We start from the raw sequence: 13,012 nt of genomic DNA on the forward strand, positions 1-13,012 counted from the left end.
AGGCGTTACTGGCCCGAAACAAACGTAGGAGCGAGCGCAGCTCGCGATTGCGCCGCGCGGGCGGCGCTCGATCTCACAGGCGCTGAAGATGCTCCGGCTACCCTTGCCAGGAACCATAGAATCTCCCTCAGGTACGGCGCATGGCTTGAGTGCTGTGCAGTATGTGAGAGCTGGCAGCTTTGAACGGCTTAACAAATGCCCTGGCCATACGCAGCCCCGGTTGACAGTTGCGGGTATACTCGCCAACCGTTTCACTGTTATCCGAGTATTTCGATGGGTCTTTCCGCAATCGCAACACCCGCACCGCGCCGCTTCGGCGCGCCCCTTGTCGCCTTGCTTCTGCTGCTGGCTGGTGCCTGGTTCCTGAACCTCAACGCCGGCTTCAAGCAGGCCTTGCTGCTCATGGTCGGCGCCGCACTTGGCCTGACCTTGTACCACGCGGCCTTTGGTTTCACCTCAGCCTGGCGGGTGTTCATCAACGAACGCCGGGGCGCGGGCCTGCGCGCGCAGATGTTCATGCTGGCGCTGGCGGTGCTGTTGTTCTTCCCGGCGCTGTCGGCAGGTAGCCTGTTTGGCTCACCCGTGACCGGCCTTGTGGCCCCGGCCGGTGTTTCGGTGGTGTTCGGTGCGTTCATTTTCGGCATCGGCATGCAACTGGGCGGCGGTTGTGCCTCGGGCACGCTGTTCACCGTTGGCGGGGGTAATGCACGCATGCTGGTGACCTTGCTGTTCTTCATCATCGGTTCGGTCAGCGCTACCCACCACGCCGACTGGTGGTTCGCCTTACCGTCGTTCCCGGCCACCTCGATCGTGCAGGCGTGGGGGGTGGCGCCGGCGCTGCTGGTGAGCCTGGGCGTATTTGGCCTGATCGCGTGGGCCAGCGTGGTGCTGGAAAAGCGCCGGCATGGCGGGTTGGAGGCGCCTGTCGTCAGTGCGCAGCGCGGCTTGCGGCGATTGCTGCGGGGCCCCTGGCCGCTGCTGTGGGGCGCCATCGCTTTGGCCGTGTTGAACTTCGCGACACTGGCCCTGGCGGGACGGCCGTGGGGCATCACCTCGGCCTTCGCCTTGTGGGGCGCCAAGGTGCTTGAAGGGCTGGGTGTGAATGTCGCCAGTTGGGTGTTCTGGCAGGCACCGGCCAACGCCAAGGCGCTGGCTTCGCCGTTGTGGCAAGACATCACCACGGTCATGGACCTGGGCATCGTGCTCGGTGCGCTACTGGCAGCAGGGTTGGCCGGGCGTTTTGCGCCCAGCCTGAAAATTCCGCTGCCGTCATTGCTGGCTGCGGTGATTGGCGGGCTGCTGCTGGGCTATGGTTCGCGCCTGGCCTATGGCTGCAATATCGGAGCGTACTTCAGCGGTATTGCGTCGGGGAGCGTGCATGGCTGGCTGTGGCTGGTGGCGGCTTACGCCGGCAACCTGATCGGGGTGCGCTTGCGCCCACTGTTCTTTGCCGGGGAACGCCGCCCGGCGGTGCTGAGCGGCTGCTGATTCCGCACTGGGCGCCGTGCGGGGCTGCTGGAAGCTTGCTTCATGGCAGGGGCCCGGTGGCGGCGCTTTTCAGTCCATAAAGTACTTTAGATTTGATCCATAAGCGCTTGAAATAAAACACCTATCTCTTCGCGATTGCATGGTGCACGCACTGCTCGTAATAGGTCTGCCGGATCGCCGCAGGCTTGAGCCTGGAGCGGCTGTTATAGGTTTGTTCTGTAATGCCGAAGGCGGTCATGCGCATCCACGGTTTGGCGAACTTTCGCACCTGAAGCTTTTTGCGCGTAGCGTACAGGGTGACCCCGGCAAGCTTGGCCTGCTGGGCTTCACCGGCTATTTGCGCACCCCACTGGCAGGTGTGGCGATCATTCTGGCTGAGCGCCCTGGCCTGGGCGCCGAAAGCGAATGTGGCTAGCAGGCAGCCGGCCATCGTAGCTAGAAGTACTCGCATATTGCTGTCCTAAGCAATTGAAGGGGAACGAAGTTTGCCCTCACTTACAAAGGTAGGGGGCCAGCAAATTGCCGTCAGCGGGTGGCCCTGTGCAATGCCCCAGCAGCCGGGTTGCGCAGGCTAGCCCAGGCAAGGCAGGCGATCCACAGTACCGACACCCCGTAGTTGAGGCGCTGGTACAAGCCGAACAGTTGCCCGCTTTGTGCCGCCTGGGCCATGAGTGCGACGGTGACGATAGCAAGTATCAGGCTGATGGCGGACAGCAGCGCGACGGCCTGGCTGCCGGCCAGACGCGTCCCGAGCCACGCCCACAGGGCGCTCGCCAGGGTCAGTGAAAGGAACATCAGCAACCCCGACAGGTTGTGTAGCAGCTGTGAGCTGGAAGGTTGCGCCGGAGCGCAGCCTGGGTCGCAAGCGAACCAGCCTGTGCCCAGGCTACCGAGGCCGTGCACCAATACCAGGGCTGCACTCGACAACGCCACCTTCGAGCCGTGCCAGCGCCGCGCCAGGCCCAAGGCAAACAAGATGAACAAGACCGCGAGAGGATAATTGTTGACCCATGGCGACCAGCGCTGCACGGGCGAGCCAACCGCGCCGAGCTGGCTCATGGCTTGTTGGAAATGGTCGTAGCCGGAGTACGCCAGTGCAGTGAGCCAGACCCCGCCCAACAGCCACAAGGGGATCAGTAAGCCGCAGCCGAGCAAAAGGCGGTCATAGGTTTTCATGCGGGCAGTTCCTTCCATGGATGCGTGAGGTGGAAACGCACAGTATCTTGCAGCGCAGGCTCTGTGCCAGCACTTCCAGGTGTTGTCGGGTAGGTGCAGCCCCAGGCAGGCAATGAAATCCGCACGCGGCATATGTGATCGTACAACTGCTTGCGCTATGATAAGCGCTGTCTTTCAAGGTGAAACACAGGGCGATGACAGAGCAGCAGGTACAGGCAAGGACCCGGCGCAAGCCACGCAGTCTGGCCCAGGAACTGGTTACGGTGCTGACCGAGCGTATTCGCAGCGGCCAGCTCAAGCGCGGCGACAAGCTGCCGACCGAATCGCAGATCATGGTCGAAGAGGGCGTCAGCCGCACGGTGGTGCGTGAGGCCATTTCGCGGCTGCAAGCCGCCGGGCAGGTGGAAACCCGCCACGGCATCGGTACGTTCGTGCTGGATGCGCCGGCGACCGGGGGCTTCCGGATCGACCCGGCTACCGTCGTTACCCTGCGTGAGGTGCTGGCGGTGCTGGAGTTGCGCATTGCCCTGGAGATCGAATCGGCGGGGCTTGCCGCACAACGCCGCAGCGATGACGAGCTGGCCGGCATGCGCGCGGCGCTGGATGAGCTGAACGAGGGGGCGGCCCACGCCACCGATGCCGTGTCGGCCGACTTCCAGTTTCACCTGCGCATTGCCCAGGCTAGTGGCAACCATTACTTCGCCGACATCCTCAACCACCTGGGCACCAGCATCATCCCCCGGACCCGGTTGAATTCAGCGCGGTTGGCGCGTGATGACCAGGCCCATTACATGAGCCGGCTGCGCCATGAGCATGAAGCCATCTATGAAGCCATTGCACGGCGAGACAGCGAAGGGGCCAAAATGGCCATGCGCATGCACCTGAGCAATAGCCGTGAGCGTTTGCGTCAGGTGCATGAAGAGGCTGAGGCGCAAGGGGCCTGAGGCCCGTGCCGCAAAGGGGCGTCAGATCGCCCCGTCGCGCCACTGCCCATTCACCAACCGCCGCAGCCCCAGCGGGTTGCTGTCACGCAGGGCTTCGGGCAACAGCGCCTGCGGGTAGTTCTGGTAGCACACGGGGCGCAGGAAGCGGTCGATAGCCAGGGTGCCGACCGAGGTTCCGCGGGCGTCGGAAGTTGCCGGGTACGGCCCGCCGTGGACCATGGCATCGCACACCTCGACACCTGTCGGGTAACCATTGAGCAGAATCCGCCCGACTTTCTCTTCCAGCAGTGGTACCAGCCAGGCAAAGGCTTCAAAGTCCTCAGGCTCGCCGATCAGTGTGGCGGTCAGCTGGCCGCGCAGGCCAAGCACGGCAGCGCGCAACTGGTCGTTATCCTGAACTTCCACGGCCACGGTGGTGGGGCCGAACACTTCCTCCTGCAGCAATGGGTCGGACTCGACCAGCAACCGGGCATCGGCCTTGAACAACTGGGCGTGGGCCTGGCTGCCTTGCTGTGCCTGGCCGGCCAGGTGCTCGATACCGGCATGGGCGTGCAGGTGCTCCAGGCCAGCGACATAACTGCGTAGGCCGCCGGCGTTGAGCATGACCTGGCCGGCCTGCTGGCCCAGGTGCTGACCCAGCTCAGCCAACAGCTGGCTGTACGGTGGCGATTGCAGCCCGATGACCAGGCCCGGGTTGGTGCAGAACTGCCCTGCGCCCAGGCACACCGAACCGGCCAGCTCACGGGCGATGGCGTCGCCACGCTTGGCCAGGGCGCCCGGCAGGATGATCACCGGGTTGATGCTGGACATCTCGGCGAACACCGGAATCGGCTGGGGGCGCTCTGCGGCCATGCGGCACAGGGCGTCGCCGCCCTTCAGCGAACCGGTGAAACCTACAGCCTGGATGGCCGGGTGCTTGACCAGCCACTCGCCCACGCCGCCACCGAACACCATGTTGAACACCCCCTTGGGCATGCCGGTACGCTCGGCTGCCCGGGTGATGGCGCAGCCGACCAGGTCGGCGGTTGCCATGTGGCCGCTGTGTGCCTTGAACACCACCGGGCAGCCGGCGGCCAGCGCCGCGGCGGTGTCGCCACCTGCGGTGGAGAACGCCAGCGGGAAGTTACTGGCGCCGAACACCGCGACCGGGCCAACGCCAATGCGCATCTGGCGCAGGTCCACGCGTGGCAGTGGCTGGCGTTCGGGCAGGGCGAGGTCGATGCGTGCGCCCAGGTAGTCGCCACGGCGCAACACCTGGGCGAACAGGTGCATCTGGCCGCTGGTACGGCCGCGCTCACCCTGGATACGTGCGGCGGGCAGTGCGGTTTCGCGGCAGACGATAGCGATGAAGGCATCGTCCAGCTCGTCCAGTTCGGCGGCGATGGCATCCAGAAATTCGGCGCGGCGCGCCGGGGCCAGTTGGCGGAATTCGGCGAAAGCGGCGGCCGCGGCTTTGGCGGCTTGGTCGACTTCGCCCTCGGTAGCCTGGGCAAAGTTGTACGGCAGGGCTTCGCCGGTGCTCGCGTCCAGGCTCTGCAGGCGCTGTGCGCCAGCGGCGCTGCGCTGGCCGGCGATGAAGTTGTGGCCGAGGATTTCAGGCATGGTGTGCTCCTGTGAGGGTGGCTGAATGAAGAGTACTGGGCGAGCCTGCCCAGGGCATCAGGTAATTGGCGCCGGATTGAACAGGGTGATGTCGTTGTGCAAGCGGTGCTGCTCGGCCCAGGTCTGCTTGCGGCCACTGGCAACGTCGAGGTAGTAGTGGAACAGCTCCCAACCCAGTTCCTCGATGGTCGCGCGGCCGCTGGCGATGCGCCCGGCGTCGATGTCGATCAAATCGGGCCAGCGCTGCGCCAGCTCGCTGCGGGTGCACACCTTGACCACGGGCGCCATGGCCAGGCCATACGGTGTGCCGCGGCCCGTGGTGAAGACATGAAGGTTCATGCCTGCGGCCAGTTGCAGGGTGCCACAGACAAAGTCGCTGGCCGGGGTGGCGCAAAAGATCAGGCCCTTGCCCTTGACCCGCTCGCCTGGGCCAAGCACGCCCTGGATGGCCCCGCTGCCGGACTTGACGATCGAACCCAGCGACTTTTCGACGATATTCGACAGGCCGCCTTTCTTGTTGCCGGGTGTGGTATTGGCGCTGCGGTCGGCGGCGCCTTGCTGCAGGTAGCGGTCATACCAGTCCATTTCGCTGACCAGCGCGTCGGCCACCGCCTGGTTTTGCGCGCGCGAAGTCAGCATGTAGATGGCGTCGCGAACCTCGGTCACTTCCGAGAACAGCACGGTGGCACCGGCACGTACCAGCAGGTCGGCGGCATAACCCAGCGCCGGGTTGGCGGTAATGCCCGAAAAGGCGTCGCTGCCACCGCACTGCATGCCCAGGATCAGCTCGCTGGCCGGTACGCTTTCGCGTCGACGCTGGTCGAGTTTCTTCAGGCGGGTGTCGGCCAGCGCCATGATCTGCTCGATCATTTCCACAAAGCCCAGGCTGGCGTCCTGCAGGCGGTACAGCCACGGGTCGCTGAGATCTACCGACGGGTCGTTGTCGTGCATCACCTGGCCGGCCTGCAGCTTTTCGCAGCCCAGGCTGATGACCAGCGCTTCGCCGCCCAGGTTGGGGTTGCGCGCCAAGTTGCGCACGGTGCGGATCGGGATATAGGCGTCGCGGGCGTTGATGGCCACGCCGCAGCCGTAGCTGTGGGTGATGGCTACCACGTCATCGACGTTGGGGTATTGGGGCAGCAGTTCGCTGCGGATGCGCTTGACCGCGTGCTCCAGCACGCCGGTCACGCACTGCACGGTGGTGGTGATGCCAAGGATATTGCGCGTGCCGACCGTGCCGTCGGCGTTGCGGTAGCCTTCGAAGGTGAAACCTTCCAGTGGCGGCAGCGGCTGTGGCACGGCATCGCAGCGTGGCAGGCTGTCCAGTTCCGGGGCAGCGGGCATGGCCAGCTGGCTTTCCTGTACCCAGCTGCCCTGGCGCAGGTCTTCCAGCGCATAACCGATGATTTGCCCGTAGCGGCGCACCGGCTCGCCCTTGGCGATGGTCACGGTGGCAACCTTGTGGCTTTGCGGTACGCCCTCGACCAGGGTCAGGCCGTCGGCAAAACGGGCACCTTCGCCCAGGCCGCCGTCATTGACCACGACCACGACGTTGTCATCGTCGTGCAGGCGCACGTAGCGGGGCGAGTCGGAATGTTCGATCAACTGCATGTTTGGGCCCTACTTGTCAGGTTCTCAGGCTTTTTTGTACATCCGCCCGCACCGAACGAGCCGGGGCGGGCGTGTCACTCAATGACGCGAGCTGGCCAGTTCGCCGTTGGCAGCAGGCTCAGCCTGTGGCTTCGGGGCGTCGTCGCGCAATTCGATACGCTTGATCGGGCCAACGATCACCAGGTAGCTGAACACCGCTACCAGGGCGTTGGCGCCTACGTAGACCAGGGCCCACTTGAACGACCCCGTGGCGCTGATGATGTAGCCGATGACGATAGGCGTAGTGATCGAGGCGATGTTGCCGAAGGTGTTGAACAGGCCGCCCGACAGGCCGGCGATCTGCTTCGGCGAGGTGTCTGCCACTACCGCCCAGCCCAGCGCGCCGATGCCTTTGCCGAAGAAGGCCAGGGTCATGAAACCGACGACCATCCACTCGGCGTCTACGTAATTGCAGAACACCATGGTGGTCGACAGCATCAGGCCGCAGACGATCGGCAGCTTGCGCGAGAAGGTCAACGAGTTGCCACGGCGCAGCAGCCAGTCCGAGATCACCCCGCCCAGCACGCCGCCGATAAAGCCGCAGACCGCCGGCAGCGAGGCGATGAAGCCGGCCTTGAGGATGGTCATGCCGCGTTCCTGCACCAGGTATACCGGGAACCAGGTCAGGAAGAAGTAGGTGATGGCGTTGATGCAATACTGGCCCAGGTACACGCCCAGCAGCATGCGGCTGGTCAGCAGCTGCTTGATGTAACCCCATTTCGGGCCATCGTTGCCGCGCTTGTGGTCCATGTCGACCAGGCCGCCGTTCTGCTCGATGTGTTCGAGCTCGGCCGGGCTGATGCGTGGATGCTGGCGCGGGTTGTAGATGGTTTTCAGCCACACCATCGAGAAGATGATGCCCAGCGCCCCCATCACCACGAACACGTGCTCCCAGCCGAAGCTGAACACGATCCAGCCCATGATCGGTGCGAACAGGGCGGTGGCGAAGTACTGCGCGGAGTTGAAGATGGCCGAGGCGGTGCCGCGTTCCTGGGTCGGGAACCAGGCCGCGACGATACGGGCGTTACCCGGGAACGAAGGGGCTTCGGCAAAGCCGACGAGGAAGCGCAAGGTGAACAGGGTCACGACTGCCCAGGCAACCGGCAGGCCGCCGACAAAGCCCTGCAACAGGGTGAACAGCGACCAGGTGAAGATGCTGAAGGCGTAGACGTTCTTGGAACCGAAGCGGTCGAGCAGCCAGCCACCAGGAATCTGGCCAGCCACGTAAGCCCATCCGAAGGCGGAGAAGATATAACCGAGGGTTACGGCGTCAATGCCGAGGTCTTTCTGCAGGCTGGAGCCTGCGATTGCAATGGTCGCGCGGTCGGCATAGTTGATCGTGGTCACCAGGAACAGCATGAACAGGATCAGGTAGCGCACATGCGTCTTTTTAGTCGCTTGCATGCTGGTTGTACTCCCACTAGTTATTTTTGTGCGGGCTCACGAATGGTAACCGGAGCGGGGCAGGCCCACTCCGGGCGCGGCATATGGCAGGCCGCAGGCGGCGCTTACTGCGGGCCCATCTTGTCCATCAGCGCGGCGAGCATTTCGTACTCTTCGGCGGTGAGGTCGGTCAGCGGGGTACGCACCGGGCCTGCGTCGTAACCGGCCAGCTTGGCGCCGGCCTTGACGATGCTCACGGCGTAGCCAGCCTTGCGGTTGCGGATGTCCAGGTAGGGCAGGAAGAAATCATCGATCAGCTTGGCCACGGCAGCGTGGTCGTCGCGGGCGATGGCGTTGTAGAAGTCCATCGCAGTCTTCGGCACAAAGTTGAACACTGCCGAGGAGTAGACCGGTACGCCCAGGGCCTTGTAGGCAGCAGCATACACTTCGGCGGTTGGCAGGCCGCCCAGGTAGCTGAAGCGATCACCCAGGCGGCGGCGGATCGACACCATCAGCTCGATATCACCCAGGCCGTCCTTGTAGCCGATCAGGTTAGGGCAGCGTTCGGCCAGTTTCTCCAGCAGGTCGGCGTTCAGGCGGCAGACATTGCGGTTGTACACCACCACGCCGATCTTCACCGACTTGCAGACGGCTTCCACGTGGGCGGCAACACCGTCCTGGCTGGCTTCGGTCAGGTAGTGCGGCAGCAGCAGCAGGCCCTTGGCGCCCAGGCGCTCGGCTTCTTGCGCATATTCGATGGCCTGGCGGGTGGAGCCACCCACGCCGGCGAGGATCGGTACCGAAGTGGCGCAGGTATCGACTGCGGTCTTGATGACCTGGCTGTATTCGCTGGCAGCCAGGGAGAAGAACTCACCCGTACCACCGGCGGCGAACAGGGCACTGGCGCCATACGGGGCCAGCCACTCCAGGCGCTTGATGTAGCCCGCCGGGTTGAAGTCGCCCTGGGCGTTGAAGTCGGTGACCGGGAAAGACAGCAGGCCGTGGGAGAGGATGGATTTGAGTTCTTGTGGGTTCATTGTTGTTGGCATCCTGTGGCGCTTGGGTGGAGGTGTTGTTTTGCGTTGGAGGTAAGTTATCGTACAACCTCAGCAATGACCAGTGCTTTCTTGGAATTTTGTTTTCCGCGAGGGTGTACGCGTCGAGGTGCCCGCCTCGATATGTGTGGTGGGTTGCAGATCGAGCGCAGCTCGCGATGCGCCGCGCGGGCGGCGCTCGATCTCACAGGCGCTGAAAAACCGACGACCACCACCCGGTAGTCATCGTATCTCTAAAGGCCTAAAGAAAAAACGATCGCTAAGACAGGCAAAAACCCGCCGCCCGATTCCACGGCAGATATTCTGGGACCAGCAGAGGGTGACCGGGGGAGGCGGGGGCGGCCTTGCGCCGCCCCGCGATCAAAGCAGGGGAAACTGTAGGTCAGGCAGCGCGCTTGACCTGCGCCTTGCGAACCTGGGCGCGGCACGCGTCACCGAACGCCTGGAAGATCTTGATCGAGTCGGGGTTCTGCGCGGCTTGCCATTCTGGGTGCCATTGCACGGCGAACAGGAACGGCGAAATGCTTGGCGCATGAATGGCCTCGACCAGGCCGTCTTCCGCATGCGCGATGGCCTCGATGCCGGCGCCGAGCGTGTGCAGGCCCTGGCCGTGCAGCGAGTTGACGCGGATTTCGTCGCAACCCAAAGTGTCGCGCAGCCAGCTGCCTGGCTTGATTTTCACGCTGTGAACCTGGGCGTACTGCACTTCGACCGGATCTTCCGGGTTTTCCCGGTGGTCGTTGAAACCCGGTTCGGCGTACACCTTCTGGTAGATGTCGCCACCCAGGGCCACGTTGATTTCCTGCATGCCCCGGCAGATGCCGAAGATGGGCAGGCCACGCTTGAGCGCCGCCTTGACCAGCGGAATGTCGAACAGGTCGCGGTTCTGGTCCTGGCCTTTGCCTGGGGTCTGGTTTTCCTGGCCGTACAGCGCCGGGTCGATGTTGCTGCCAGCGCCGGTCAGGTAAACGCCGTCGGCCATGTCCAGATAGGTCTCGAGGTCGTCAATGCCGCAGCAGGTGGGCACCAGCACCGGGACACAATCGGCGAACTCGACCAGCGGGGTGATGTATTTGTGGGTCATGACCTGGTAGTCATGGCCTTTGCGCTCTTGGCTGCCCATGGTCATCAGGACGACGGGTTTGCGCAGGGAAGGTTGCTTGTTGCCAATGTTGCTGTTGGACATATGTCACCTTGGGACAGGTTCGACCTGTCGTTGTTGTGCAGGCGCACGGCGCGGGGCTCTGAGTGGCGCCTGGAGCCCCGAGCACTGCCGGCTCGTCGAGCTGACGATGCCGGTCGGGGCCTGTAGATAGCTTGCCAGAGCCGTTCGATATGTCAAACGACTGAAAGGGGCTGCAAGGCGGGAAATGCGCCGGTTTCGGGTGGGTTGAACCGATGCGGGCCTGTGGCGGCGTGGGTTTGGCGGGAGGTTCGGTCAATAATATTTAACGACGCAGTCGGGTCTTTGCAGCCGTGCAATGAAATAGGTGGCTTGAAGTCAACGCGGTCGTTGTGGGAGCGGCCTTGTGTCGCGAAAGGGCTGCACAGCAGCCCCGGCAATATATGCAGCAGTGCTGAAAAACCGGGGGCCGCTTTGCGGCCCTTTCGCGACACAAGGCCGCTCCCACAAGTTCAGTGACAGGTCTGCAATCAGTGCAGGATCTGCGCCAGGAACCCCTTGGCCCGCTCGGTGCGCGGGTGGTTGAAGAACACCTGCGGCGGGCTGTCCTCGATGATCTGCCCACCCTCCAGGAACAGCACCCGCTCGGCCACCTGCCGGGCAAAGCCCATTTCGTGGGTGACGCAAAGCATGGTCATGCCCGTGCCGGCCAGTTGCACCAGCACATCCAGCACTTCAGCGACCATTTCAGGGTCCAGTGCCGACGTAGGCTCGTCGAACAGCATGATCCGCGGTTTCATGCACAGCGCGCGGGCAATTGCCACGCGCTGCTGCTGCCCGCCGGACAACTGGCTGGGGTACTTGTGCGCTTGGCTTACGATGCCCACTTTGGTCAGGTACATGCGCGCCCGCTCCTCGGCATCCTTGCGCGATAGCCCACGCACGCTCGTGGGGGCGAGCAGGCAGTTGTCGAGCACGCTCATGTGCGGGAACAGGTTGAAGTGCTGGAACACCATGCCAATGTCGCTGCGTACCTGCGCCGCCTCCCGGGTGTTGGTCGCAAGGTCGACGCCGGCGACCTCGATAGTGCCCTGCTGGGCGATTTCCAGGCGGTTGATGCAGCGGATCAGCGTCGACTTGCCCGAGCCGGAAGGCCCGCACAGGACGATACGTTCGCCTTCGCGTACCTGCAGGTCGATGTCGCGCAAGACATGGAACGCCCCGTAGTGCTTGTTCAAGCCTTCAATGCGGATCAGCACCGGGCGCGGGTCGGTTTCAGGGGTAGCGGTGGCATGGCTCAAGAGTGCGGTCATCGTGTTGTGCTCCCGCGGGGGTCAGTCGAAACGGGTTGCGCTATAAGGCGCGGGGTCGGTGAAGGGGCGTTCCCCGGTCACCAGTTCGGCCAGCAGGCGGCCGCTGACCGGGCCAAGGGTGAGGCCATGGTGGGCGTGACCAAAGTTGAACCACAGCCCTGGGTGGCGTGGCGCCGGGCCAATGACCGGGCGCATGTCGGGCAGGCACGGGCGCCGTCCCAGCCACGGTGCGTCGTCCAGGCGCTCGCCCAGCGCGGGGAACAGCTTGCGCGCCAGGGCTTCGCAACGGTCCAGCTGGATCTGGTTGGCGGGCGCATTGGCGGCATCGAACTCGATACCGGTGGTCAAGCGCACGCCGCGCGCCATCGGTGCCAGCACATAACCGCCCTGGGTGTCGCAGATCGCGTGCTCCAGTTGCGCGCCGCCACGGGTGCCGTAGTGCATGTGATAGCCGCGCTTGATCGCCAGCGGTATCTGGTAGCCCAGGCCGCTGAACAGGTCGGCCGACTGGGGGCCCAGGCAGGCGACAACCTCGTCGGCAGTGATCGGGCCACGGCGGCTGTCGACCTGCCACTTGCCGTGGTGCTGACGCAGGCTGCGCGCATCGCCATGCAGGAACTGCCCGCCGCGTTGCTGGAACAAGGCTGCATACCCACGGGTGAGGGCGCCGGGGTTGATGACGGTTTTTGGGTCAAGCCAGTGGATACCGCCGACCACGGTGGCATCCAGCTGGTGTTCGCGGGCCTGCAACTGGCCGCATTCCAGTATTTCGAACTGCAGGCCGTAACGGCTCAGGCCCTTGGCATCGGCCTTGGCCTGGCTGAACAGCGTCGGATCGCGGAACACCTCGATCCAGCCTTTGGCCTGCACCAGCCCTTGCAGGCCGGCAGCTGCGATCAGCACGTCGTGTTCCTCCACGCAGCGCTGCACCAATGGCAGCATATCGGCGGCGGCACCTGCCAGGCGCCCGGGGGCGGACTGGCGCCAGTAGCGCCACAGCCACGGTGCCGCCTTGGGCAGATGCGCCAGGCTGTAGCGCACGTCGGGCTGGCGGTTCAGGCCGTAGCGCAGCAGGGCGCCCAGTTGCCGTGGGAAGGCATAGGGGATGACGCTGGAGCGCTCGATGAGCCCGGCGTTGCCGTGGCTGGTACCGCTGCCCGGTTCGTCGCGGTCGAGCAGTACCACCTGGCGCCCGCGGGCTTGCAAGTGCAGGGCGGTGCTGACGCCGACGATGCCGGCGCCCAGGACTAAGGTCTGGCAATGCATGGAACGTATCCT

At 64.3% G+C, this 13,012-nt stretch carries 11 protein-coding genes; 2 read left to right on the forward strand and 9 right to left on the reverse strand.

Annotated elements, in window-relative coordinates; all coding sequences use genetic code 11:
* Window positions 1-273 precede the first annotated feature (273 nt).
* Entirely contained in the window at window positions 274-1,488 is a 1,215-nt protein-coding gene (locus tag DMX12_RS25410; protein WP_110679788.1) for a YeeE/YedE family protein, read from the forward strand.
* 121 nt (window positions 1,489-1,609) lie between these two features.
* Here the strand turns inward: DMX12_RS25410 and DMX12_RS25415 are convergent, their stop codons facing one another.
* Both DMX12_RS25415 and DMX12_RS25420 read right to left on the reverse strand, forming a co-directional pair.
* Window positions 1,610-1,939, reverse strand: a complete 330-nt coding sequence (locus DMX12_RS25415; protein ID WP_110679789.1) for a hypothetical protein — start codon at window positions 1,937-1,939, stop codon at window positions 1,610-1,612.
* Window positions 1,940-2,013: 74 nt separating this feature from the next.
* A complete protein-coding gene (locus DMX12_RS25420) occupies window positions 2,014-2,664 on the reverse strand; it encodes a DUF998 domain-containing protein (RefSeq protein ID WP_110679790.1) in 651 nt (216 codons plus the stop codon).
* Window positions 2,665-2,858: 194 nt separating this feature from the next.
* Here DMX12_RS25420 and DMX12_RS25425 point away from each other — a divergent pair, with 194 nt between their 5' ends.
* Window positions 2,859-3,608, forward strand: a complete 750-nt coding sequence (locus DMX12_RS25425; protein WP_009687013.1) for a FadR/GntR family transcriptional regulator — start codon at window positions 2,859-2,861, stop codon at window positions 3,606-3,608.
* Between the two features lie 21 nt (window positions 3,609-3,629).
* Here the strand turns inward: DMX12_RS25425 and DMX12_RS25430 are convergent, their stop codons facing one another.
* The 7 genes from DMX12_RS25430 to DMX12_RS25460 all read right to left on the reverse strand — a co-directional run bounded on the left by DMX12_RS25430 (window position 3,630) and on the right by DMX12_RS25460 (window position 13,000).
* Window positions 3,630-5,210, reverse strand: a complete 1,581-nt coding sequence (locus DMX12_RS25430) for an aldehyde dehydrogenase (NADP(+)) (protein ID WP_110679791.1) — start codon at window positions 5,208-5,210, stop codon at window positions 3,630-3,632.
* A 57-nt stretch (window positions 5,211-5,267) separates the two neighbouring features.
* Window positions 5,268-6,821: a galactarate dehydratase gene (gene garD, locus DMX12_RS25435; protein WP_054912305.1), complete on the reverse strand. Its 1,554-nt coding sequence runs from the start codon at window positions 6,819-6,821 to the stop codon at window positions 5,268-5,270.
* A 78-nt stretch (window positions 6,822-6,899) separates the two neighbouring features.
* On the reverse strand, window positions 6,900-8,264 hold the full coding sequence (locus tag DMX12_RS25440; RefSeq protein WP_009687017.1) for an MFS transporter: 1,365 nt from the start codon (window positions 8,262-8,264) through the stop codon (window positions 6,900-6,902).
* 104 nt (window positions 8,265-8,368) lie between these two features.
* Complete coding sequence (gene kdgD, locus DMX12_RS25445) at window positions 8,369-9,280, reverse strand: 5-dehydro-4-deoxyglucarate dehydratase (protein ID WP_110679792.1); 912 nt, start codon at window positions 9,278-9,280, stop codon at window positions 8,369-8,371.
* A gap of 400 nt (window positions 9,281-9,680) precedes the next feature.
* A complete protein-coding gene (locus DMX12_RS25450) occupies window positions 9,681-10,484 on the reverse strand; it encodes a gamma-glutamyl-gamma-aminobutyrate hydrolase family protein (protein ID WP_009687019.1) in 804 nt (267 codons plus the stop codon).
* A gap of 467 nt (window positions 10,485-10,951) precedes the next feature.
* A complete protein-coding gene (locus DMX12_RS25455; RefSeq protein ID WP_110679793.1) occupies window positions 10,952-11,734 on the reverse strand; it encodes an amino acid ABC transporter ATP-binding protein in 783 nt (260 codons plus the stop codon).
* Between the two features lie 21 nt (window positions 11,735-11,755).
* Window positions 11,756-13,000, reverse strand: coding sequence for an FAD-binding oxidoreductase (locus DMX12_RS25460; RefSeq protein WP_054906137.1), 1,245 nt, complete (start codon window positions 12,998-13,000; stop codon window positions 11,756-11,758).
* Between the last annotated feature and the right edge of the window lie 12 nt (window positions 13,001-13,012).

Origin of the sequence: Pseudomonas sp. MB-090624, assembly GCF_003205245.1 — a bacterium.
GTDB classification, from domain to species: Bacteria; Pseudomonadota; Gammaproteobacteria; order Pseudomonadales; family Pseudomonadaceae; genus Aquipseudomonas; species Aquipseudomonas juntendi.

What these genes read in the sequence shown, in the direction of transcription:
- DMX12_RS25420 (WP_110679790.1), bottom strand. Translation starts at nt 2,664, where the DNA reads ATGAAAACCTATGACCGCCTTTTGCTCGGCTGCGGCTTACTGATCCCC.
- kdgD (WP_110679792.1), bottom strand. Translation starts at nt 9,280, where the DNA reads ATGAACCCACAAGAACTCAAATCCATCCTCTCCCACGGCCTGCTGTCT.
- DMX12_RS25455 (WP_110679793.1), bottom strand. Translation starts at nt 11,734, where the DNA reads ATGACCGCACTCTTGAGCCATGCCACCGCTACCCCTGAAACCGACCCG.
- DMX12_RS25430 (WP_110679791.1), bottom strand. Translation starts at nt 5,210, where the DNA reads ATGCCTGAAATCCTCGGCCACAACTTCATCGCCGGCCAGCGCAGCGCC.
- DMX12_RS25450 (WP_009687019.1), bottom strand. Translation starts at nt 10,484, where the DNA reads ATGTCCAACAGCAACATTGGCAACAAGCAACCTTCCCTGCGCAAACCC.
- garD (WP_054912305.1), bottom strand. Translation starts at nt 6,821, where the DNA reads ATGCAGTTGATCGAACATTCCGACTCGCCCCGCTACGTGCGCCTGCAC.
- DMX12_RS25425 (WP_009687013.1), top strand. Translation starts at nt 2,859, where the DNA reads ATGACAGAGCAGCAGGTACAGGCAAGGACCCGGCGCAAGCCACGCAGT.
- DMX12_RS25460 (WP_054906137.1), bottom strand. Translation starts at nt 13,000, where the DNA reads ATGCATTGCCAGACCTTAGTCCTGGGCGCCGGCATCGTCGGCGTCAGC.
- DMX12_RS25440 (WP_009687017.1), bottom strand. Translation starts at nt 8,264, where the DNA reads ATGCAAGCGACTAAAAAGACGCATGTGCGCTACCTGATCCTGTTCATG.
- DMX12_RS25415 (WP_110679789.1), bottom strand. Translation starts at nt 1,939, where the DNA reads ATGCGAGTACTTCTAGCTACGATGGCCGGCTGCCTGCTAGCCACATTC.
- DMX12_RS25410 (WP_110679788.1), top strand. Translation starts at nt 274, where the DNA reads ATGGGTCTTTCCGCAATCGCAACACCCGCACCGCGCCGCTTCGGCGCG.